Origin of the sequence: Proteus sp. FZP2095 (assembly GCF_023701425.1) — a bacterium.
Classification (GTDB): domain Bacteria; phylum Pseudomonadota; class Gammaproteobacteria; order Enterobacterales; family Enterobacteriaceae; genus Proteus; species Proteus cibarius.
This window is the reverse complement of sequence record NZ_JAMQBJ010000001.1, coordinates 219,382-241,923: the sequence shown is the minus strand read 5'-3', so window position 1 is coordinate 241,923 and position 22,542 is coordinate 219,382. Positions and strand designations below refer to the sequence as shown.

General features: G+C 37.8%; 21 protein-coding genes and 1 other annotated feature. Of the genes, 14 read left to right on the top strand and 7 right to left on the bottom strand.

What is annotated here, in order from left to right; all coding sequences use genetic code 11:
• Positions 1-6 precede the first annotated feature (6 nt).
• The 5 genes from NBG71_RS01115 to artM all read left to right on the top strand — a co-directional run bounded on the left by NBG71_RS01115 (position 7) and on the right by artM (position 4,444).
• On the top strand, positions 7-1,464 hold the full coding sequence (locus NBG71_RS01115; protein WP_250916463.1) for a DUF2867 domain-containing protein: 1,458 nt from the start codon (positions 7-9) through the stop codon (positions 1,462-1,464).
• Between the two features lie 112 nt (positions 1,465-1,576).
• Positions 1,577-2,305: an arginine ABC transporter ATP-binding protein ArtP gene (gene artP, locus NBG71_RS01110; RefSeq protein WP_075672552.1), complete on the top strand. Its 729-nt coding sequence runs from the start codon at positions 1,577-1,579 to the stop codon at positions 2,303-2,305.
• Positions 2,306-2,319: 14 nt separating this feature from the next.
• Entirely contained in the window at positions 2,320-3,054 is a 735-nt protein-coding gene (artJ, locus tag NBG71_RS01105; protein WP_023581291.1) for an arginine ABC transporter substrate-binding protein, read from the top strand.
• 17 nt (positions 3,055-3,071) lie between these two features.
• Entirely contained in the window at positions 3,072-3,776 is a 705-nt protein-coding gene (gene artQ, locus NBG71_RS01100; RefSeq protein WP_075672479.1) for an arginine ABC transporter permease ArtQ, read from the top strand.
• Positions 3,776-4,444 carry an arginine ABC transporter permease ArtM gene (gene artM, locus NBG71_RS01095; RefSeq protein WP_196563744.1) on the top strand — a complete coding sequence of 223 codons (669 nt, stop codon included), beginning with the start codon at positions 3,776-3,778 and terminating at the stop codon, positions 4,442-4,444. Before artQ ends, artM begins: the two co-directional genes overlap by 1 nt.
• A 94-nt stretch (positions 4,445-4,538) precedes the next feature.
• Here artM and NBG71_RS01090 read toward each other — a convergent pair whose 3' ends face one another.
• The 4 genes from NBG71_RS01090 to NBG71_RS01075 all read right to left on the bottom strand — a co-directional run bounded on the left by NBG71_RS01090 (position 4,539) and on the right by NBG71_RS01075 (position 7,996).
• Positions 4,539-5,738 (bottom strand): multidrug effflux MFS transporter, encoded by a 1,200-nt coding sequence (locus tag NBG71_RS01090; protein WP_250916462.1) that lies wholly within the window; start codon positions 5,736-5,738, stop codon positions 4,539-4,541.
• 105 nt (positions 5,739-5,843) lie between these two features.
• Complete coding sequence (rlmC, locus tag NBG71_RS01085) at positions 5,844-6,977, bottom strand: 23S rRNA (uracil(747)-C(5))-methyltransferase RlmC (RefSeq protein ID WP_075672485.1); 1,134 nt, start codon at positions 6,975-6,977, stop codon at positions 5,844-5,846.
• A gap of 30 nt (positions 6,978-7,007) precedes the next feature.
• The gene (locus NBG71_RS01080) at positions 7,008-7,526 is read right to left on the bottom strand and encodes a type III secretion system chaperone family protein (RefSeq protein ID WP_075672487.1); all 519 of its coding nucleotides are present in this window, start codon (positions 7,524-7,526) and stop codon (positions 7,008-7,010) included.
• A 167-nt stretch (positions 7,527-7,693) separates the two neighbouring features.
• On the bottom strand, positions 7,694-7,996 hold the full coding sequence (locus NBG71_RS01075) for a YbjC family protein (protein WP_098943766.1): 303 nt from the start codon (positions 7,994-7,996) through the stop codon (positions 7,694-7,696).
• A gap of 171 nt (positions 7,997-8,167) precedes the next feature.
• Between NBG71_RS01075 and NBG71_RS01070 the strand changes: the two genes are divergently transcribed.
• Positions 8,168-8,431: a GrxA family glutaredoxin gene (locus NBG71_RS01070; protein WP_075672491.1), complete on the top strand. Its 264-nt coding sequence runs from the start codon at positions 8,168-8,170 to the stop codon at positions 8,429-8,431.
• Positions 8,432-8,683: 252 nt separating this feature from the next.
• Here the strand turns inward: NBG71_RS01070 and NBG71_RS01065 are convergent, their stop codons facing one another.
• Positions 8,684-9,109, bottom strand: coding sequence for a secondary thiamine-phosphate synthase enzyme YjbQ (locus NBG71_RS01065; protein ID WP_075672493.1), 426 nt, complete (start codon positions 9,107-9,109; stop codon positions 8,684-8,686).
• A 239-nt stretch (positions 9,110-9,348) separates the two neighbouring features.
• Between NBG71_RS01065 and ybjG the strand changes: the two genes are divergently transcribed.
• The 4 genes from ybjG to NBG71_RS01045 all read left to right on the top strand — a co-directional run bounded on the left by ybjG (position 9,349) and on the right by NBG71_RS01045 (position 15,710).
• Positions 9,349-9,960 carry an undecaprenyl-diphosphate phosphatase gene (gene ybjG, locus NBG71_RS01060; RefSeq protein ID WP_250916461.1) on the top strand — a complete coding sequence of 204 codons (612 nt, stop codon included), beginning with the start codon at positions 9,349-9,351 and terminating at the stop codon, positions 9,958-9,960.
• A gap of 912 nt (positions 9,961-10,872) precedes the next feature.
• Entirely contained in the window at positions 10,873-12,189 is a 1,317-nt protein-coding gene (locus tag NBG71_RS01055) for an HAAAP family serine/threonine permease (protein ID WP_075672497.1), read from the top strand.
• Positions 12,190-12,313: 124 nt separating this feature from the next.
• A complete protein-coding gene (locus NBG71_RS01050; RefSeq protein ID WP_250916460.1) occupies positions 12,314-13,678 on the top strand; it encodes an L-serine ammonia-lyase in 1,365 nt (454 codons plus the stop codon).
• Between the two features lie 361 nt (positions 13,679-14,039).
• Entirely contained in the window at positions 14,040-15,710 is a 1,671-nt protein-coding gene (locus NBG71_RS01045; RefSeq protein WP_250916459.1) for a formate--tetrahydrofolate ligase, read from the top strand.
• A 149-nt stretch (positions 15,711-15,859) separates the two neighbouring features.
• On the opposite strand, the gene NBG71_RS01040 is transcribed toward NBG71_RS01045, so the two are convergent.
• Entirely contained in the window at positions 15,860-17,062 is a 1,203-nt protein-coding gene (locus tag NBG71_RS01040; protein ID WP_075672503.1) for a serine hydrolase, read from the bottom strand.
• 157 nt (positions 17,063-17,219) lie between these two features.
• On the opposite strand from NBG71_RS01040, the gene NBG71_RS01035 reads away from it, so the two are divergent.
• Positions 17,220-17,840, top strand: a complete 621-nt coding sequence (locus NBG71_RS01035) for a glutathione S-transferase family protein (protein ID WP_250916458.1) — start codon at positions 17,220-17,222, stop codon at positions 17,838-17,840.
• 1 nt (position 17,841) lies between these two features.
• Here NBG71_RS01035 and NBG71_RS01030 read toward each other — a convergent pair whose 3' ends face one another.
• The gene (locus NBG71_RS01030) at positions 17,842-18,663 is read right to left on the bottom strand and encodes an SDR family oxidoreductase (protein WP_075672507.1); all 822 of its coding nucleotides are present in this window, start codon (positions 18,661-18,663) and stop codon (positions 17,842-17,844) included.
• Positions 18,664-19,020: 357 nt separating this feature from the next.
• Positions 19,021-19,150, top strand: a sequence feature (His leader region).
• 44 nt (positions 19,151-19,194) lie between these two features.
• Between NBG71_RS01030 and hisG the strand changes: the two genes are divergently transcribed.
• From hisG to hisC, 3 genes are read left to right on the top strand one after another with little or no spacing between them, the layout of a single operon-like run.
• Positions 19,195-20,094, top strand: coding sequence for an ATP phosphoribosyltransferase (gene hisG / locus NBG71_RS01025; protein WP_075672509.1), 900 nt, complete (start codon positions 19,195-19,197; stop codon positions 20,092-20,094).
• A gap of 6 nt (positions 20,095-20,100) precedes the next feature.
• Entirely contained in the window at positions 20,101-21,429 is a 1,329-nt protein-coding gene (hisD, locus tag NBG71_RS01020; protein WP_075672511.1) for a histidinol dehydrogenase, read from the top strand.
• Positions 21,419-22,501 (top strand): histidinol-phosphate transaminase, encoded by a 1,083-nt coding sequence (hisC, locus tag NBG71_RS01015; protein WP_075672513.1) that lies wholly within the window; start codon positions 21,419-21,421, stop codon positions 22,499-22,501. Before hisD ends, hisC begins: the two co-directional genes overlap by 11 nt.
• The last annotated feature ends 41 nt before the right edge of the window (positions 22,502-22,542 follow it).

Here is a 22,542-nt window from a genome sequence, read left to right as displayed (position 1 = left end):
TTAACAATGAATCAACAGCGTGTATTAGTACTTGGTGCAAGTGGACATATTGGTCAAAATCTTATTCCAGCTCTGATAAAACAAGGTCATCAGGTCACCGCTGGTGCCCGTAGAGTTGACTGGATGATGTCTCAAGGTTGGGAAAATACGCGCTGTATCTTTGTTGATTTACATGATCCAGAAACCTTAAACAAAGTAATGCATGATACTGATATCGTTTATTACCTTGTTCATAGTATGGGTGATGCACATAATTTAGTTGAACAAGAGCGTAAAGCAGCAATTAACGTTGTAGAAGCGTTAGAAGGCACCGATGTTAAACAAATTATCTTTTTAAGTGCCTTACAACATGAAGATCAACAATATTCCCCTCATCTTATTGCCCGAAAACTTACAGGTGAAGTGTTAAGAACCAGCACTATTCCTGTGACTGAAATTCGTACCTCAATGATTGTTGGTCCCGGCTCTGCTGCCTTTGAGATTATGCGTGATATGGTTTATAACCTTCCCATTCTTACACCACCACGTTGGGTTCGTTCTAAATCCTCCCCTATTGCTCTCAAAAACTTAATTCACTATTTAACTGAAATTATTCATCATCCCACTCATCAACATCGTATTTTTGATGCAGGTGGTCCTGAATACATTAGTTATCAAACCCTTTTTGAGCGCTTTATTAAGATCTCAGGTAAAAAGCGAGTGCTGATCCCGCTACCTATGCCGGGTAGTCTTATTTCTGCGGGTTTTATCAGTATGATAACCTCTGTACCAACCTCTATTGCTAAAGAGCTTATTCAAGGGCTTAAATACGATCTCCCAGCCAACGATGAGCCATTACGTAAACTTATTCCTCAAACTCTCATTAAATTTGATGAAGCAGTACAAGAAACACTCGCAGATGAAGAAGCCGCTTTAGACAACCAAGACTGGGGTTACTCTCCGGCTGTTCGTAGTCGCTGGAAACCCGGTTATGGTTATTACCCCAAAAATGCAGGTTGTACAGTATCTACACCAGCAAGCGCGGCATCTCTTTGGCGTACAGTACAACAAATCGGCGGAGAACAGGGCTATTTTTATGGTAATGCGCTATGGAAAACTCGCGCCATTATGGACGATATTGTTGGAAATAAAGTCACATACGGACGCCCTTCCAGAGAAACGTTAGAGCTTGGCGACATGATTGATGGTTGGCGAGTAATCAAACTAGAGCCAGAAAAACAGCTCACACTATTATTTGGAATGAAAGCTCCCGGTTTAGGCAGACTTTCTTTCACGATCCACGACAGTGGTAATCTTCGCTCAATAGATGTTCGCGCTTGGTGGCACCCAGCAGGTTTTAGTGGATTGCTTTATTGGTTTGCCATGATGCCTGCGCACTTATTTATTTTCAAAGGTATGGCTAAAATAATAAGTACTAACGCTTACAAACTGGATAAAAATTCACCTGGCAGTGAAAAAAAATAGCCGAATTACCCATTTTTACGTAAAAAAACCACTTTATTATGCAGTTTTAGTTGCATAATTATTCTTACCGTTTTATTATTTGAACCAGTTAATGACTATTCAGAAAAAACGCATGAGTATTCAATTAAAAAACATAAATTGTTTCTACGGTTCGCACCAAGCACTCTATGATATTAATCTAGAATGCTCAGCTGGTGAAACGATGGTTCTATTAGGACCAAGTGGTGCAGGTAAGAGCTCATTAATGAGAGTTCTTAATTTATTAGAAATGCCACGTTCAGGCGAATTAGAAATTGCGGGTCTGCATTTTGACTTTAGCCAACAGCCTAACGCAAAGGCAATTCGTTCATTACGCCAAAATGTGGGTATGGTATTTCAACAATACAATTTATGGCCACATTTAACGGTTCTTGATAATTTAATTGAAGCACCTTGTCGTGTATTAGGTTTATCAAAACCGCAAGCCAAAGAAAAAGCGATGAAATTGCTTGAGCGTTTACGTTTGAGTGATTACGCAGGACGTTTTCCTCTGCATTTATCTGGAGGACAACAACAACGTGTTGCTATTGCAAGAGCATTAATGATGGAGCCTCAAGTTCTCTTATTTGATGAACCTACGGCAGCATTAGATCCTGAAATTACAGCTCAAGTTGTTGATATTATTAAAGAGCTATCTGAAACGGGTATTACACAAGTCATTGTGACCCATGAAGTTGAAATTGCACGCAAAGCCGCGAGCAAAGTTGTATATATGGAAAACGGCCGTATTATAGAGCAAGGTGATAACCATCATTTCACTGCTCCACAAACGGAAGCTTTTGCTAATTACTTGTCACACTAAATCAGGATCAGACAATGAAAAAAATATTATTTGCAGCACTTCTGACCAGTATTACACTTTCTGCAACTGCGGCTGAGAAAGAGACAATTCGTTTTGCAACTGAAGCAACATATCCTCCATTTGAAATGATTGATGCGAATAATCAAATTGTGGGATTTGATGTTGATTTAGCAAATGCAATGTGTGCAAAAATTAATGCTGATTGTACCTTTACCAATCAGTCATTTGATAGTTTAATTCCTAGTCTGAAATTCCGTCGTTTTGAAGCGTTAATGGCGGGTATTGATATTACGCCAGAGCGTCAAAAACAAGTTGATTTCACCGATTCTTACTATGATAACTCAGCAGTATTTATCACAGTAACCGGTAAGATTTCTGATGTAGCGAGCCTAAAAGGCAAACAAATTGGTGTGCAAAATGGGACAACCCATCAGAAATTCATCAATGAACAACACAAAGAGATGAAAACTGTTCCTTATGACAGTTATCAAAATGCGGTATTAGACCTTAAAAATGGTCGTATCGAAGCTATCTTTGGTGACACTGCGGTTGTTAATGAATGGCTGAAAAAGAATCCTGAATTAGGTATTGTAGGCGACAAAGTTGCAGATCCTAACTACTTTGGTACAGGCCTTGCGATCGCAGTAAGAAAAGGTAATGCTGATTTACAAGATAAATTAAACAAAGCATTAGCTGAAGTAAAAGCTGATGGCACCTATGATGTCATTTATAAAAAATGGTTTGAATAACAATAATAGCTTAATAGATGAATGAAATAACAACTCTAGCAGGTGCGGCCGTCACAACGGTCTCACTTGCTATTTCTGCTCTTATCCTCGGATTAATTCTAGCCATGCTGTTTACAGCTTGGGAATCCGCGAGATGGAAAGCCTTTGCTTTCTTAGGAACATGCTGGGTAACACTAATTAGAGGACTACCAGAAATGCTGGTGGTTCTTTTTGTCTATTATGGCACCCTACAAGGTGTCATGATGCTAATGGATGGAATTGATCTCGGAGCTTTCACCTTACAAGTTGATTTTGGTGATACTGAATCATTACCTTTCTATTGCGGTGTTATCGCTCTTTCACTTCTTTATGCTTCTTATGCTTCGCAAACTTTACGTGGTGCATTAAAAGCAGTACCAACAGGACAATGGGAAGCCGGCCAAGCATTAGGTATGGGCCGTATTACTATTTTCTTCCGCTTCATTATGCCTCAAATGTGGCGTCATGCTTTACCGGGTTTAGGTAATCAGTGGTTAGTTTTATTAAAAGATACCGCTTTAGTCTCATTAATCAGTGTTAATGATTTAATGTTACAAACACAAAGTATTGCTAACCGAACTCAAGAGCCTTTTACTTGGTATAGCATTGTTGCATTGATTTATTTGGCAATTACTTTGGTCAGTCAATATATCCTGAAATGGTTAGAAATGAGAACGACTCGATTTGAACGGAGTGCCTCATAATGTGGGATTATATTGTTGATATTTTACCGGGATTACCAACAAGCCTGTCTTTAACAGTCGTGGCTCTATTGGTTGCATTTACACTTTCAGTTTTAATGACTTTTGTTTTGGCACTCAAAACACCTATCATTAGCCAAATAGTCAAAGCCTACATTACCTTATTTACGGGTACGCCTTTATTGGTGCAGTTCTTCTTAATCTATTATGGTCCAGGGCAATTTCCTGTGTTGAAAAACTTCCCAACAATGTGGGAGTTATTATCAACGCCGTGGTTCTGTGCGATGGTTACATTAGCATTAAATAGTGCAGCTTATTCAACCTTGCTTTTTTATGGTGCTGTAAGAGCTATTCCTTCTGGACAATGGCAATCTTGCCAAGCATTAGGAATGTCACCAGTACAAACAGCAAGAGTGATATTACCTTACGCATTTAAACGTGCGCTTTCATCATATTCAAACGAAGTAGTTTTGATATTCAAAAGTACCTCACTTGCCAGTACTATCACCTTACTTGAATTAACAGGTTATAGCCGACAAGTCTTTGGTCAAAGCTATGATGTGATGGTTTTTGTAGCAGCAGGTATTATTTATCTGTGTATCAACGGAATACTGACACTCTTAATGCGATTAATTGAGAAGAAAGCGTTAGAGTTTGAGCATCGTAATTAAAAACGAGTGAGCCAAACTGTCAATGTAAAAACACCCCAGTATTTTTCACTCTGGGGTGTTTTTTTTATGTTTGAATAAACAATAAATATATGTTCTATTCTTGCGTAGCCTGTTTTTCTATTAGCGCTTCTTTGTGGCTTACTCGATAAGCATTCAATGCTAATAAACTGCCCAATAACATCACAATTGCTAACGCTAATTTAGGTTGCACTGGTGAAGCCAGTGCTGTTAAACCAAAGGCTGCACCACCCGCCATCTGAATAAAACCCACTAATGCAGAGGCAATACCTGCCGTTTGTGAATAAGGCTCAAGAGCATAACTTGTCGCAGGCCCCATAATAAAAGCAAGACCAGCGCAAGCACTTGCGACAGGCAACATATAAATCAACCAATGATTTTGTAATTCAGCAGGGAAAAATATCAAGCTACCTAACAAACTCACACAGCCTAATACCATTAACCCGCTCCCTAAAATCAAACAAATAGGTCTACCAACACGGTGAATAACGCGGTTTGCATAAAAACTGACAAACATTATCCAAAAGCCATTTACACCAAAAACAATAGAAAAAATCAGTGCTGATAGTTTCGCATCATTCATTAATACAATTGGAGCAAATGATACATAAGTTAATGCCATTCCCATTGTGCCCGCATTCACTAAAGCAAAAGTCAAAAAGCGTTTACTGCATAAAATCTCAAAGTATGTTTTACCTAATTTTTGCTTTGATTGAGTTGTATTTTCAGGCTTTGTTTCTGGTAAAAAACGGGTGATCAAGATTAATACAAACACTGAATAGAAAATTAAGAACCCGAAAGGTGCTCTCCATCCCCAATACTCTGCCAATAATCCACCTAATAGTGGCGCCAATGCAGGAATGATATTGAGTGTACCATTTAGAAAACCGAAAACACGGGCAGCTTCATTACCATTAAAACAGTCACGAACGCAGGTAAACGCCACAACGGAAGTACAACACACCGCTGAAGCTTGTAATAATCGTGAAATAATAAAAAGCGCTGAGTCTGTCGAAATCGTTGCTATGATAGAACCCACAATATAGATAAAGATCCCAGCGATAGCGATAGGTTTACGACCAAACTTATCCACCAAAGGCCCCGATATAAGTTGCCCTACACCTAAGACTAAAATAAATAAAGCAATAGTAGATTGAATAAGGGATATACAGCTCCCTAAATCTTGGGCAATCGCAGGTATCGTCGGTAAATAGAGATCGATCCCCAAAGGCCCCAATAACACCATCACTAATAACAACGCTTTTAAATTCTGCATAAAATAGAATGCCCATCTAATAAAAAAGAAAACGCCCGATGTTATCCATCGAGCGTTAAATGCTGATTTATACTAACACTCAATCACTATTTTGTAATAAATATCTTAGCTGTCTTGTAATACCAATAACGTAAGGACTTCATAATGGGAAGTATGAGGAAACATATCAAACAACTGCACTCTATCTATTCGATAGTGAGAAAGTTGCTGAATATCTTTTGCCATCGTTTGAGCATTACAACTTGAGTAAAGGATAAAGCGAGGTTTCATTTTATTGAGATAATCGCACAATGCCTCACCAATACCTCGCCTTGGTGGATTAACAAGCACTAACTCAGGAACAGACTCTTTAGCTAAGGCATAACCTGTTGAATCTAATGCTTGAAACTCGACATGCTCTAACCCTAATTCCTGAGCTGATAAACGTGCACATTCAATAGCTTCAGGACTAATTTCAATACCTGTTAATTGGGTTGATTTATCCGCGCAATGCAACCCAAAGCCCCCTGAGCCACAAAACATATCCCACAAATGCGTGATATTTAATTCTCTTACCCAACGACCGGCTGTAGCATAAAGTGATGAAGCTACCGCTGGATTGGTTTGAAAAAAACCTCTAGGCCGAATATGCAATGGAATTTGGTTAAATGATTCATCCAAGAACGTTTTTTCTGTCAGAATAATTTCCTGTTCACCTTCCAAAATAGCCATATGCACAGGTTGAATATTAACAGAGATAACCGCTAATTGAGGCAATTGCTCTTGTAACCAAGGAAGTGCTTTACGAAGTTGTTCTAGTTTTTTTTCTGAACGCAAAACAAAGCGCAACATCATGGTGTTATTACTTCGGCTTTCAGTTAATAAAATAAACTTGAGTTCACCACGGCGGCGTTCAATGTCGTAAGGTACTAGCCCTGCTTTTGCAATAAATATTTTCAAAATAGAAAACACGGGTACAAAAGAAACTGGATATAGTGGACATTCGCATAAATCAACAGCGATACCGTCTTTAGTTTTTAAGCCCAAGACGGGTCTTTCAACACTCCCACTGACTACCATCTTTGCTTTATTACGAAACTGCGCTTGTTGGCTTGCAACAGGCGCTAATTTATCAAAAGCATAATCTTCTGGAAGTAATGCTAATAGACTGTGCTGTTTTTTCTTGATTTGTTCAGGATAAGCAAGAGAAAGCCATTCACAAGAATGACATTCACCCGCACTAAATCGTGCGCATTGCATAAGATTTTATGACCGTTATGGAGATTAGTATTAATGTACAGTATAGGAGGAGTCGGTTGATGTGCTATTTATCTCAACATCTTCGTCTTCATCATCTTCTTCGTTTTCACTTTCTTGTTTTTCACCATACAAGAAACCGTTATTAAAAATTTCGCTAACGACTTCAGCAGATTGCTCTTCTGCTTTTTGTAAGAACAGGTCGAATTGATTCAGTGAAATACCTGCGGCAACCGGAAATGATTGGCAGAAAACTAATTTTGGTAAGTTCTCATCACTAATTTCTAGAAATGTTTTAATAAATAAAGAGCTTGCATTAATTTGGCTAAGATTAGCCATTAAAGGCACTATTGCTGAGGGTTTTAATTCAGCGATAGCGGTAAATACAAGTACATCCTCAAGAATATCAATTTTGGCATCAAAAATACCACTGATATATTGAAGATGTGGTAAATGTAACGCCTGACAAGAGTCACATTCATAGTAAGCAATCTGTAGTTCATCAAGCCAAGACTTTAGCTGATCCAGATCGGTAGTCACAACAGCGTTCATTCAAATAACCTTTACGCGCAAAAAAAAGAGTGCCTGTTGGCATTGATGCTATTTTGCCACTTTTTCTATCTTGAAGGCACTAATAAATAGAAAAACTAAGAAAATTAAGCCAATTTACATATTGGATTTTCTTAGTTTCTAATGCATTTTTGAGAAAAAACAGTTAACTATTCTTCGTTATTCTCTTTTTTCTTTTTGCTCTTTGCAGATTTATGATCAATTCCTAAAAAAGTTAATCGATAAATAGCACGCCATACAATATGGATAGCAGGCGGGATCATGCAGATAACGCCCAAAACAACTAGCGTTAATTGTCCTGTATACGTTCCTAACCACTGCGGAGAAGTCATATATTGGTTGATATAAAGATAAGCAACCACTAATAAAATAATACCGATTATCTCAATGATGATAATGGGTTTTGGCATATCTGACAGTGATTTCATATCTCGATTTGAAGGCTTTTCCATTTTTTCTCCGCTAAATGCTGTATCGCAGTCCTATCTCATTATTCGGCAAATTGGTATAATTTATCACACTAAAAGGCAATAACTGTTTTTGTTTAGCCTAATAAAAGGGCATAGTAACAACCAATAGAAACTATTATGCCTGAATTTTATTTCTTCAATAAGGAGTGTCGTATGTTTGTTGTTATTTTTGGTCGTCCGGGTTGCCCATATTGTGTACGTGCTAAACAACTGGCTGAAAAACTATCTAAACAACTTGATGATTTCGATTTCCGCTATGTAGATATTCATGCTGAAGGAATTACAAAAGCTGATTTATCTAAAACTGTCGGAAAAGAAGTTGAAACTGTGCCACAAATTTTTATTGATGAAAAACATATTGGTGGTTGCACAGATTTTGAAGCTTATTCAAAAGAAAACTTTGGTATTTCAATTTAGTTCAAAAGCGCTAAAACAACTTATTTATCAATATGTTTTAGCGCTTTCTCTTTTTTTAACTCCCTATTTTTTCTTTATTTTTCCTCTTTTCTAAAAAAAATTCTATTTTTTTTCATTAGTCTGCGAACTTTCTTTCTAACTCGGAGTCTGAATTAGTGCCACTGCTTTTCTTTGATGTCCCCAAATATTGAGGAGCCCGATAGTTTCAACCCTTTTGGTGAAATAGCTGTCGGGTTTTTTATTGCCTGAAATTTAGTAACACTCACCTTGCAAGGTTACGATAATACGACGACTACCGCCATGATTTCGATGTTCACCAAGATAAATCCCCTGCCAAGTTCCTAAATTCAACTCACCTTGACTAATAGGAACCGTAACACTTTGTCCAAGTAAACTACTTTTAATATGCGCTGGCATATCATCACTGCCTTCATAGCTGTGAAGATAGTAATCTTCATCCTCTTTTACGCTTTGATTAAAGAAGCTTTCAAAGTCACTTCGCACTGTTGGATCCGCATTTTCATTAATCGTTAATGAAGCCGATGTATGTTGAATAAAAAAATGAGCAATTCCGATTTTATATTGTCTTAGCTCTGGTAATTCTTGAATCAATGCTTGTGTAATTAAGTGAAATCCTCTTGGCCTTGAATTAAGGACAATATTTTTCTGGAACCACATAAAGTTATACCTCGTTGACGATAAGAAAAAGAATGATGTGAGAGCAATAATATAAGCGCAATACTCTTTTTAAGAGTGCTTTAGCTCGGTTTGATATAAAACTGACAAATCTTTTAAAAAAAGCACAATTAAATAAGAAAAAAACACTTTACCCCTATTACTCCCTCATTTACCCTTAAAAACTTGCGTATTATGTATCATAAACATCGCTTATCAGTACGACATGTATGGAGCCTACTTTGCTGGAACAATTCAATTTAGCCGTATTTTCAATGATGAATGCAACACCTGCGGCATCTCCTTTAGAAATCGGTACGGCGATAGTTATTGCTAAGTACCTTGTCTATCTTTTTCCGTTATCTTTAGTGTTCTATTGGTTATGGGGTAGTGAAAGCCATCTTAGTCAACAAAGAACATTAGCATGCAAAGCAGCTGTCTCTTTAGGGATCGCACTTTCTATCTCTTGGATGATTGGTGCTATTGCTCCTCATGAACGTCCTTTTGCCACCAACATTGGTTACAATTTTCTTGCCCACGATGCGACACCATCATTCCCAAGTAACCATGGTACATTTGTTTTCACCATTGCTTTAGCTTATCTCTTTTGGCATAACAGCAAACGTATTGGATATATTATGCTCGGTTTAGGTGTTGCTATTGCTTGGGCGCGTATCTATCTTGGCGTGCATTGGCCAATCGATATGATTGGTGCTTTTATCGTTGCTCTACTTTCTTGTGGCCTTTGCCAGATCTTCTGGTCTAAAGGTGGCGATATACTCCAAAAATGGGTACAAAGGCTCTATCAGCTCTGTTTTGCCTATCCTATTCGTAAAGGTTGGACAAAGGCCTAACCTTTCTAATACTGAAAAAGACCACATTTATTGTGGTCTTTTTTATATTCAGCTTAAGTAATACCGCCTTTCAATATATTAATATATAAATAAAAATATTCTCTATTATTATATTATTTGTCTAGAAAATAAATTTGTTGTTATTTTAATCAAAATAAAACTTTTATATTCGTTATATAACAACCTACCAAACTCATTTATTAACAAATTCGCTGTCGTATTTATAAACAATATTCTACTTATAAACGAAATATAGTTATATTCATTTCATAAAATAAAAGAAATTCATTAATAAATAATCATATCACATCGTTTCTATATTCTTTTGTCTACTTTTAAACATTAATTAAAGAAAATTATTTATTGTTACATTTCAATAAGATAAATGGTTAACGTAATGTTTTAATTGTAAATAAAAATAACCTAATTGATTTTAATCATTTATTTCCCAAATAATAAAAACACCTAAAAATAATCATTAACATATGAATATTTAAGTATTTAGCTTTATTTTATACTTACTTTAAAATTGGAAAATTATTTCAAAATGTTTTAAAACCCCCCCTCTAAAACACAAAATATAAAAAATGTTACATTTTCAGGTTTTTCAGTTATATTTAGCATTTGAGATGGTGATCACGGTAGTTTATCCTGAAAAACACTATATTCTGCACCTCTTAAGTCTGGATATAAACTTATTGAATATTTTTTCAAATTTTGAAAGAGCTTAATTCTTTTGAAATTTAAAGATTTTTATCTGTGGTAATTGAAGATATTGAGATAACACCAGGTACTCAATGCACTCATTTATTCATAATTAAATTTATGCCGTGATTTTTTCTAAAAAGAAATACAATCGCGCTCTTATTTTTTATTCATTATTTTTTTTACCGCGTTATTTCGGAGAGTATTATGGATACAACCAAAGTTGGTTCTATCGCGTCGGGTAACACCCAAGGTGATTACAAAGCATGGCGTAAGTCAGATACAGTATGGATGTTAGGTTTATACGGTACGGCTATCGGTGCTGGTGTTCTATTTTTACCTATCAACGCAGGGATTGGTGGTTTAATTCCTCTGTTGATCATGTTAGTACTTGCATTCCCAATGACCTTCTTTGCACACCGTGGTATGTGCCGCTTTGTGTTATCAGGTAAAAATCCAGGTGAAGATATCACTGAAGTTGTTGAAGAACACTTTGGTAAAACAGCAGGTAAATTAATCACTCTGCTCTATTTCTTCGCAATTTATCCTATTCTATTGGTTTATAGTGTTGCTATCACCAATACAGTAGAAAGCTTTATTGTGAACCAAATGCACATGGCTGCACCACCTCGCGCAATTTTATCACTGGTACTTATTGTTGGTATCATGTCGATTATTCGCTTTGGTGAACAAGCTATCGTTAAAGCAATGAGCGTATTAGTATTCCCATTTGTTGCAGTTCTAATGATCTTAGCACTGTATCTGATCCCTGAGTGGAATGGTGCGGTTCTTGAGACTCTCTCTTTTGATCACGCAACAACATCAGGTATGGGTCAAGGACTATTAGTAACCTTATGGTTAGCTATCCCTGTAATGGTGTTCTCTTTTAACCACTCTCCAATCATCTCTGCGTTTGCTGTGGCGAAACGTGAAGAATACGGCGAAAATGCTGAGAAAAAATGTTCACGCATTTTAGCTTATGCGCACATCATGATGGTTATCACTGTAATGTTCTTCGTGTTTAGCTGTGTATTTAGCTTAACACCAGAAAACTTAGCAGAAGCTAAAGCACAAAACATCAGTATCCTGTCTTACCTTGCTAACCATTTTGAAGCACCAGTTATCGCTTATATTGCTCCATTTATTGCTTTCGTTGCGATTACTAAATCTTTCTTAGGCCACTACTTAGGTGCTCGTGAAGGTTTCAACGGTTTAATCATCAAATCACTGCGTGAAAAAGGTAAAACAATCGAGAAAGATCGTTTAAACAAAATCACTGCACTGTTTATGCTGGTTACAACTTGGATTGTTGCAACATTAAATCCAAGCATTTTAGGTATGATTGAAACTTTAGGTGGCCCAATCATTGCAATGTTACTGTTCCTTATGCCTATGTATGCAATCCGTAAAGTACCAGCGATGAAAAAATATGCAGGCCATATTAGCAACGTATTCGTTGTAATCATGGGTCTTATCGCAATCTCAGCAGTTTTCTATAGCTTAATTAACTCTTTCATGGGCTAATAAGGCATCTGATGGCTACTTTCCGAAAGGAAGTAGCCATCACAGCTTTAGATTTCAAAACTGACACTTAACACTCTAATAATCACACAGTTGCGCCTTTAAATTAATTAGGGAGGCGAATATTATGGTTAGCGTCTTTGATATTTTTAAAATTGGTATCGGTCCTTCAAGCTCACACACTGTAGGCCCAATGAAAGCAGGTAAGGAATTCGTTGATTTACTTGCTGAAAAAAATCTCCTCTCTTCTGTTTCCCGCGTTATCGTTGATGTTTATGGCTCTTTATCTTTAACAGGTAAAGGTCACGCAACTGATATTGCTATTATTATGGGACTCGCAGGAAATTTACCTGATACTGTCGATATTGATTCTATCGCCCCATTTATTAAACAAGTAGAAACAACTGGTCGTTTAATGCTGGCAAATGGCATTAAAGAAGTCGATTTTCCGGTTGAGGGCGGTATGAACTTCCATACAACCAACCTACCCCTCCATGAAAATGGCATGACCATCACCGCGTATAACGGTGAACAGGTTTTATTGAAGAAAACCTACTATTCAATTGGTGGCGGTTTTATTGTTGATGAAGAGCATTTTGGTCAACCTGAAGAAAATTCGGTTCAAGTTCCTTATCCTTATCAATATGCGGCTGATTTACGTCGTCATTGCAAAGAAACTGGGCTTTCTTTATCTGCATTAGTGATGCAAAACGAATTAGCATTACGCAGTAAAGAAGAGATTTCGGCTCATTTCGCAGCTGTTTGGGAAGTGATGAAATCTGGAATTGAGCGCGGTGTAAATGCCGAAGGCTTATTACCTGGGCCTTTACGCGTACCTCGCCGTGCTTCTGCATTACGCCGTATGTTAGTAACCGAAGATAAAACCACAACCGATCCAATGACAGTTGTTGATTGGATTAACATGTTTGCCCTTGCCGTGAATGAAGAAAATGCGGCGGGAGGACGTGTTGTAACAGCACCAACAAACGGTGCTTGTGGCATTATTCCAGCAGTCTTATCTTACTATGATAAATTTATTCGCCCTGTGAATGAAAACTCTTACACCCGCTTTTTCTTAGTTGCTGGTGTTATTGGTTCACTTTACAAAATGAATGCATCTATCTCAGGTGCGGAAGTGGGTTGCCAAGGCGAAGTTGGTGTTGCTTGCTCAATGGCAGCAGGCGCATTAACTGAACTTTTAGGCGGTAGTCCAGAACAAGTTTGTATCGCAGCAGAAATTGCGATGGAGCATAACTTAGGACTTACCTGCGACCCAGTGGCAGGACAAGTACAAGTTCCTTGCATTGAACGTAATGCTATCGCGGCCGTACAAGCCGTAAACTCATCTCGTATGGCTTTACGTCGTGTCAGTGATCCTCGTATTTGTTTAGATAAAGTTATCGAAACAATGTACGAAACAGGCAAAGACATTAACGCTAAATATCGTGAAACGTCTCAAGGTGGATTAGCCATTAAAATTTCTTGTGACTAAACCTGAGAGTCTCAATACAGATATTTATAATATATAAGGCGCTGATATCAGTGCCTTTTTTGTTTATTAATATCAATCTCAATACCCTTTTTTTTATATCATCTTTTTTGTATGAGATTAAATTGTCATCCTTAGTTAAAATACGTTTTTTCAAAAACGCAAAGCACCACTCAATAGTGATAATTTAAAGTAAAAGTAGGAGCTAACAATAAATATTATTTAAATGGCGTGACAATGAACGCGTTATCTAAAGTAAATAACTACAAATTAATCAATCTATTGGTGATATTTAGATTATTGTCTAAAGTTGATAAGTAAAGATCACTAGAGACATCAATAAACGGGATAAACGAGAACTAAAATGAAATCAGATATTCAAATCTCCCAAGAAGCACACCTCTTACCTATTCAGGACATTGCTAAAAATTTAAATATTAATCAAGACGATATCGAGTTTTATGGCAAATACAAAGCTAAATTTAGCCACAGTATTTGGTCAAAAGTTGCGACAAAAAAAACCGGAAAGTTAGTTTTAGTTACAGCCATTAACCCAACGCCTGCTGGTGAAGGTAAAACAACGGTCACTGTGGGACTAGGACAAGCACTTAACCATCTTGGAAAGAATGCCATTATTGCGCTACGTGAGCCCTCTTTAGGTCCTTGCTTTGGCATTAAAGGCGGTGCAACGGGAGGTGGTTATTCGCAAGTCGTTCCAATGGAAGATCTCAATCTTCACTTTACTGGCGATTTTCATGCTATAACCTCTGCCAATAACTTACTTGTAGCCATGCTTGATAATTCAATTTATCAGGGAAATCCTTTAAATATCGATCCTAAAAAAATCGTGTTTAAACGTTGTATGGATATGAACGATCGCGCTTTACGTAATATTGTTGTGGGATTAGGTGGCGAAAAAGACGGTATCACAAGAGAAGATAATTTTGTTATTACTGTTGCTTCTGAAATTATGTCTATCCTCTGTTTAGCAGAAGATATTGGCGATTTAAAACAGAGGCTTTCTCGTATTATTGTTGCCTATTCTTATAATGGTGATCCTATTACAGCAAACGATTTGCAAGCTGTCGGAGCAATGGCAAGTTTATTAAAAGATGCAATTAATCCTAATTTAGTACAAACACTCGAAAATACGCCAGCCATTATTCATGGAGGCCCCTTCGCTAATATTGCACATGGATGCAATAGCGTAAGAGCAACAAAATTGGCACTTCAACTTGCAGATATTACCGTAACAGAAGCCGGTTTTGGTGCCGACTTAGGTGCTGAAAAATTCTTTGATATAAAATGTCGGATCAGTGGATTACGCCCTGATTGTGCCGTCATTGTTGTAACCACTAAAGCGCTAAAATATAACGGTGGTTTAAGTAAAGGTGAATGGAATAATGAAGATTTAGTTGCCCTTGAAAAAGGGATTGTGAATCTTGAAAAGCACATTGAAAACCTTAAAAAATATGGCTTACCGGTGATTGTCTCTCTTAATGCTTATGTCACTGATAGTATTGCAGAGCATCAGTTTATCGAACAATTTTGCCAAGATAGAGGTTGTCGATTCGCAATTACCAAAGTGTGGGAAAAGGGAGGCGAAGGTGGCATTGAATTAGCTAACCAAGTTATTGATACTCTTGAAAATGAGCATAGCCAATTTCAATTAATCTACCCTAATAACATACCATTGAGTAAAAAAATCAATACCGTTGCAAAAGAAATTTATGGTGCAAATGGTGTGACTTATAGCCAACATGCTCGCAAAATGTTGGATAAAATAGAAAGTATGGGCTTTTCTCATTTTCCTGTTTGTATGGCAAAAACTCAATATTCACTTTCAGATAACCCCGCCTTATTGGGTCGCCCGACTGATTTTACAATCAACGTTCGTGAAGTATATGTTTCTGCTGGTGCTGGTTTTGTTGTCGCTTTAACAGGTTCTATCACAACAATGCCTGGATTACCGAAAACCCCTGCTGCTATCACAGTGAATGTTGATAATCAAGGTAAAATCGATGGGCTTATTTAAGTTCTAGACTAGAGATATTCCCTTACTTTATTGAATATAAAAAATCCGTAATCATTAAATAATTACGGATTTTTCTATAAAAATAACAACTAGTCTTTCTTTTTGGGTGAGAAACTCAGTAACGCTTTGTTAAAGCTATTATTGGGGAATTAACCAAAAATAGCATTAAACCAACCAGATACTGTTTTAACAACAAAATCCCAAATACGACTAAAGAAACCACCTTCTTTAACAGTTTCTTTTACCACTAATGGGCGCTGTTCAATGATCTCGTCATTTAATAAAAAGTTAACTGTACCTACAACCTGATTTTGCGTTAATGGTGCTTCTAGTACTGGATCCGTTAGAGTAAAAGAGGCTTTTAGATTTTTCAATTCACCTTTAGGAATCGTGATTGAAGCATCATTAGCAACACCTAACGAAACTTCGCCTTTATCGCCGTACCATACTTTTTGTGTAGTCAGTGGTGTATCTGCTTTTACTGGTGTTACCGTTTCAAAAAAGCGGAAACCCCAACCTAATAATTTTTCACTTTCAGCAAAACGTACTTTATCTGATGGTGTTCCTAAAACAACAGCAATTAAGCGCATATTACCTTCCGTTGCCGAAGAGACAAGATTGTACCCTGCCCCATTAGTGTGACCTGTTTTCACACCATCGACATTCATATTCTTATTCCACAATAAACGGTTACGATTTGGCTGACGAATATTGTTGAATGTAAATTCTTTTTCTTTATGAATTTCATACTCTGAAGGTACATCGCGGATCATAGCTACTGTAAGTAATGCCATATCTTGTGCAGTGGTATATTGTCCTTCAGAATCTAACCCATGAACGGTTTTAAAGTGTGTATTTTTTAAACCAAGATTGTTAGCGTAGGAATTCATTAAATCAACAAAGGTTTCCTGACTACCTGCAACATGTTCTGCTAAAGCAATGCTGGCATCATTACCTGATTGAATAACCATGCCTCGGTTTAAATCAATTACTTTGACCTGATCACCCGGTTTTAAGAACATCAATGATGATCCCTTTAATACCGGATTTCCTGTTGCCCATGCATTACGCCCTACAATCACCGTATCGTCAGGTGACATACGGCCTTCTTTAATAGCTTGTCCAACAACATAGCTACTCATAATTTTTGTAAGACTGGCAGGATCTAAACGCTCATCAGGTTTTTCTGATGCCAGAATTTTTCCGCTGTTGTAATCCATTAATACATAAGATTTTGCCTCTATTTGAGGAGGCACCGGATTATTTACCGCAAATGAAGGACTAGAAATAATTAGCAGTAAACCCATTCCCGCGGTAACCTTACCCAGAACAGATGGAATATTTTTTTTCATTACCGATCACCCTTTTATATCAATTTGTTAAAGCTTTCCTACTATATGGCTTTCTGGAATAAGACGCCAACATTGATATATAGAGATTTATCTTATATTCATATTTAGCGCCCTATAGAGGGAAATTTTATTACTTATCGTGGTTTAGGAGACCTTTATGTTAAAAGTCTGGGGTAGAAAAAACTCATCTAACGTTAAAAAAGTTCTTTGGTGCTTAAAGGAACTAAATGTTCCTTATGAACAAATCGATGTTGGAGGCCCTTTTGGTGGACTCAATGAAGCCAATTATTTAGCTATGAATCCCAACGCTTCAATTCCAACCTTACAAGATGATGACTTTGCTTTATGGGAGTCTAACACCATTATTCGTTATTTATGTGTAAAATATGAAAATAACACACTCTATCCCATTGATCCTAAACAACGAGCAAATGTAGAAAAATGGATGGATTGGTCAAATGGCAGCTTATTTGCTCCCATTCAACAAATGATGATCACGATTGTTCGTACACCTAAAGAGCAACAAAACCCTGAGATTGTTAACACATTAAAAGAGAAGCTTAATAAATTAATTAAAATTGCTGATGACCAACTTGCAAAAACAGATTACTTTGCAGGAGATGCATTCTCCCTTGCTGATATGGCGATCGCACCATTGGTCTATCCATGGTTAGAAGTTTGCAAAGATAGACCTCACTTCCCTCACATTGAGCGTTGGTTTGCACAATTAAGTGAAAGACCTATTTTCCGTGATATCGTGTTACTACCTGTCAATTAAGTTAATTCATCGGCATTTTGTCGGGATCTGGATAATGGTAATGGAATCCAAGATCTCGACAGATCTCCTGACCATCAATTTCTCGTATTAAAGGCTTCTCTTCGTCAGCAAATTCTGGCGGAATAAGGTCGAGTTGATTTGACACTCTTGAATAGAAATCTTTCTTTTTAGGGTGAATGGGGGCACATAAATTATATAAATGACCACCTTCATTCTGTGCAAGAAGTTGTTCAACAGCAAAAATCACATCATCCAAGTGGACTAAATTAACGCATTGATGAGCGCCTTTGACCTGTTTTTTACCTGATAAAAAACGTCCTGCATGACGCCCCGGCCCGACTAATCCAGCTAATCGAAGAATATCAACTGTGGTCAACGGTAAACGATGTAGCCAATTCTCAACTTCCGCTAACATTTTTGCTGATTGTGTTTCTGGTCGAATATCCATTTCTTCCGTGATGTTACCTGTTTGATTGCCATATACAGAAGTAGAGCTAATGTAAATGACTCTCGTAACATGTCGAGACATTGCGCTATCTACCAGCGTTTGAATGGCTTCAACATAATCATAACCACCACCAGCTGCACTTGGCGGTAACGTGATAATCAGGACGTCCGTTTCCATTAAGTAATCAAAATCATCTCTATCACATTCAATTGCGGGTGTTAAATTCACTAAACAGCAGTCAACGCCACTCATTCTTGCTGCTTCTACGCCATCTTCGGTGGTTTTAGTCCCTTTAACTTGATAGCCTGCATCACGCAACGCAACGGCAAGTGGTAAACCTAACCAACCTAATCCTACGATGGTTATTCGTTTCATTTTGCTCCCCTACTTAAATGGCTTAGTCAAAGTATGCTATAAAATTTTCGTTTCGCCATTACTTATAAATACTACTTATATTTCGTGAACGTTTAGTACCTCCCTATATACTCGCCTACTTGTTCCATTAAGTAAATAAGAGAAATATTAAAATTACATTAAAAACAAAAGGTTACAAAATAATTAAATTATTATTAAAAAATAGGTTGCTTTCTGCTTTACAAATCATGTAGGTTGAAAGGCAGACAAATTCTAAATGCAGGTTACTAAATACAGATTAACAGTAACGGGCATTATTAAATAACAAATAGTGTTATTAGCTAGGAAAATAATTATGTATAGCATTCAACTAAACCACCATCATCACCATCACCCTGACTAGTCTTTCAGGCGATGAGTGCTGGAAGACGTTTAAGAAACGCTTCCGGTGGTCTGAATGCAGATAACAACTAAAACCCCGGAAGGCAACTTCCGGGGTTTTTTTATAGCTAATTTTCACCACAAAAATACGGATAATGATAGGGTAATATTATGTTAGATAAAGCAAGATTAAGAATCGCAATGCAAAAATCAGGACGTTTAAGCGATGATTCCCGTGCTCTTTTAGCGCGTTGTGGCATCAAAATTAACTTAAATCAACAACGTCTGATTGCTTACGCTGAAAATATGCCAATCGATATTTTACGTGTTAGAGATGATGATATCCCAGGGTTGGTAATGGATGGCGTTGTTGATTTAGGGATCATCGGTGAAAACGTTTTAGAAGAAGAATTATTAAAACGTCGCTCTCAAGGTGAAAACCCAAGTTACCTGACGCTACGCCGTCTCGATTTCGGTGGCTGTCGTTTATCTCTGGCAACTCCTGTCGATTTCGATTATCAAGGTGCGGAATGCTTAAATAATACTCGTATCGCAACCTCCTATCCAAATCTGCTCAAACGTTATTTAGATCAAAAAGGCATCAAGTTTAAATCGTGTTTATTAAATGGCTCTGTTGAAGTCGCGCCTCGTGCGGGCCTTGCTGACTCTATCTGCGACTTAGTTTCTACTGGTGCAACATTAGAAGCGAATGGATTAAAAGAAGTTGAAGTGATTTATCGCTCAAAAGCATGCTTGATCCAACGCGATGGTGAAATGGAAGCTGATAAGCAAGCACTTATCGACCGCTTACTGACACGTATCCAAGGTGTTATTCAAGCAAGAGAATCAAAATATATAATGTTACACGCACCAAGTGATTGCCTTGAAGAGGTGATTGCATTACTTCCGGGAGCTGAAAGGCCGACTATTTTACCTCTGGCGGGTGACCAAAATCGTGTTGCAATGCACATGGTAAGTAGCGAAACCCTATTCTGGGAAACAATGGAAAAGCTTAAAGCATTAGGTGCAAGTTCAATTCTTGTTTTACCAATTGAAAAAATGATGGAATAAGGTGAAATGATGAAAACGGGTTTTAATACATTAACTTACTGGAATAAATGCACTAAAGAACAGCAACAAGTGCTATTAACTCGCCCTGCTATTTCTGCATCAGGTTCAATTACAGAACAAGTTGCTAGCATCATTTCACAGGTACGCAATGATGGGGATAAAGCGCTTAAAGCACTTAGCCAAAAATTCGATAAGGCAGCGCCGGAAAGTGTTTTGGTGTCAAAATCGCAAATCGATGAAGCTTCATCAAAACTTGATAGCAAAATAAAACAGGCGATAGCACAAGCGATGAATAATATTCGTCGCTTTCATGAGGCGCAAATTCCTAACACTATCAACGTGGAAACGCAGCCTGGCGTATTTTGTCAGCAAGTCAGCAGACCCATTGATGCAGTAGGACTTTATATTCCCGGAGGTTCGGCGCCATTACTGTCAACGGTAATGATGTTAGGTATTCCAGCCCGTATTGCTGGTTGTCGCAAAGTGATTCTTTGCTCACCGCCCCCTATTGCTGATGAAATTTTATATATTGCTCAACAAATTGGTATTGATGAAATCTTCCAAGTCGGTGGCGCGCAGGCGATTGCAGCCATGGCGTTTGGTACTGAATCTATTCCTAAAGTTGATAAAATTTTTGGCCCCGGTAATGCTTATGTAACTGAAGCAAAGCGTCAAGCAAGTCAATCGCTACAAGGTGCTGCAATCGATATGCCAGCAGGGCCTTCTGAAGTGCTAGTGATTGCTGATGCGAACGCAAATCCTGCATTTATTGCTGCTGACTTACTTTCGCAAGCTGAACATGGCCCTGATTCACAGGTTGTATTATTAACACCTGATGAAACACTCGCCAAAGCCGTTATAGCTGAAACTGAAACACAACTGGCACTATTAAGCCGTGCCGAAATCGCGAAACAAGCACTTGCAGAAAGCCGGGTCATTATTACTCGTGATCTTGACCAGTGTATTGAAATCAGTAACAGCTATGGCCCAGAACACTTAATTATTCAAACCAATGATGCTGATGCTCGTGTTGATAGCATTACCAGTGCTGGCTCTGTTTTCCTTGGTGCTTGGTCACCTGAATCAGCAGGAGATTATGCTTCTGGTACTAATCACGTTCTGCCGACTTATGGCTATACAGCAACCTACTCAAGCTTAGGCTTAGCTGATTTTATGAAACGCATGACAGTACAGAAACTCACCGCCCAGGGTTTATCTGATTTAGCACAAACCATTGAAATATTAGCGCAAGCGGAACAACTCACTGCACACAAAAATGCTGTCACACTTCGTGTTAACGCTTTAGCTCAGGGGAAAAAGAGTGATGAAAACTAAATTTGATATCAATACACTTGCAAGAAAAAATGTACGTGAATTAACACCTTATCAATCTGCTCGACGCTTAGGGGGAAATGGTTCTGTTTGGTTAAATGCAAATGAATACCCTATCGCGCCTGACTTTACTTTTAATGAAAAAAACTTAAACCGTTACCCTGAATGTCAGCCTGTTAACGTCATTAATCGCTACGCAAAATATGCAGGTGTAGAGACTAACCAAGTCTTAGTTAGCCGTGGTGCAGATGAAGCTATTGAGCTTCTTATTCGTGCTTTTTGCGAGCCGGGTAAAGATGCCGTACTTTATTGCCCACCAACATATGGAATGTATAGCGTTAGTGCTGAAACTTTCGGTATAGAACAGCGTGTTGTCCCTACACTTGCTAATTGGAGTCCAGATGTCAAAGCCATCGCATCACAGCTTGATAATGTAAAACTTATCTATCTGTGCAGCCCTAACAACCCGACAGGAAATATTGTTGAACCTTCACTGATCCGCGATGTATTGGAGCTTGCTAAAGGTAAAGCTATCGTTGCAGTTGATGAAGCTTATATTGAGTTTTGTCCACAAGCATCAATTGTTTCGTGGCTAGAGGATTATCCAAATTTAGTTATTTTACGAACCTTATCGAAAGCATTTGCATTAGCAGGGCTTCGTTGTGGATTTACACTGGCCAACCCACCTGTCATTGAATTATTACTGAAAGTGATCGCACCGTACCCACTTTCAACACCTGTTGCAGATATTGCTGCACAAGCATTAACAGCAGCAGGCATTGAGATAATGAAAAAGCGAGTGGCAGAAATTTCACGCAACAGAGCCATTTTATCTGATTCGTTAAAAAAATTGCCTAATGTTGAACAGGTTTATAACAGCGAAACCAACTATATTTTAGTGAAATTCACTGATGCGACTCTGGTTTTCCGTACTTTATGGGAACAAGGGATTATTTTACGCGATCAACAGCGTCAATATGGGCTTAATGGCTGTTTGCGTATTTCTATCGGTACAGCTGAAGAATGTGATAGCGTGATTAATGCTATAAAAAATATTCAAACTACAAACGCATAAAACATTAAAAACGATAACAACAAATCGCAACTGAGGGATCT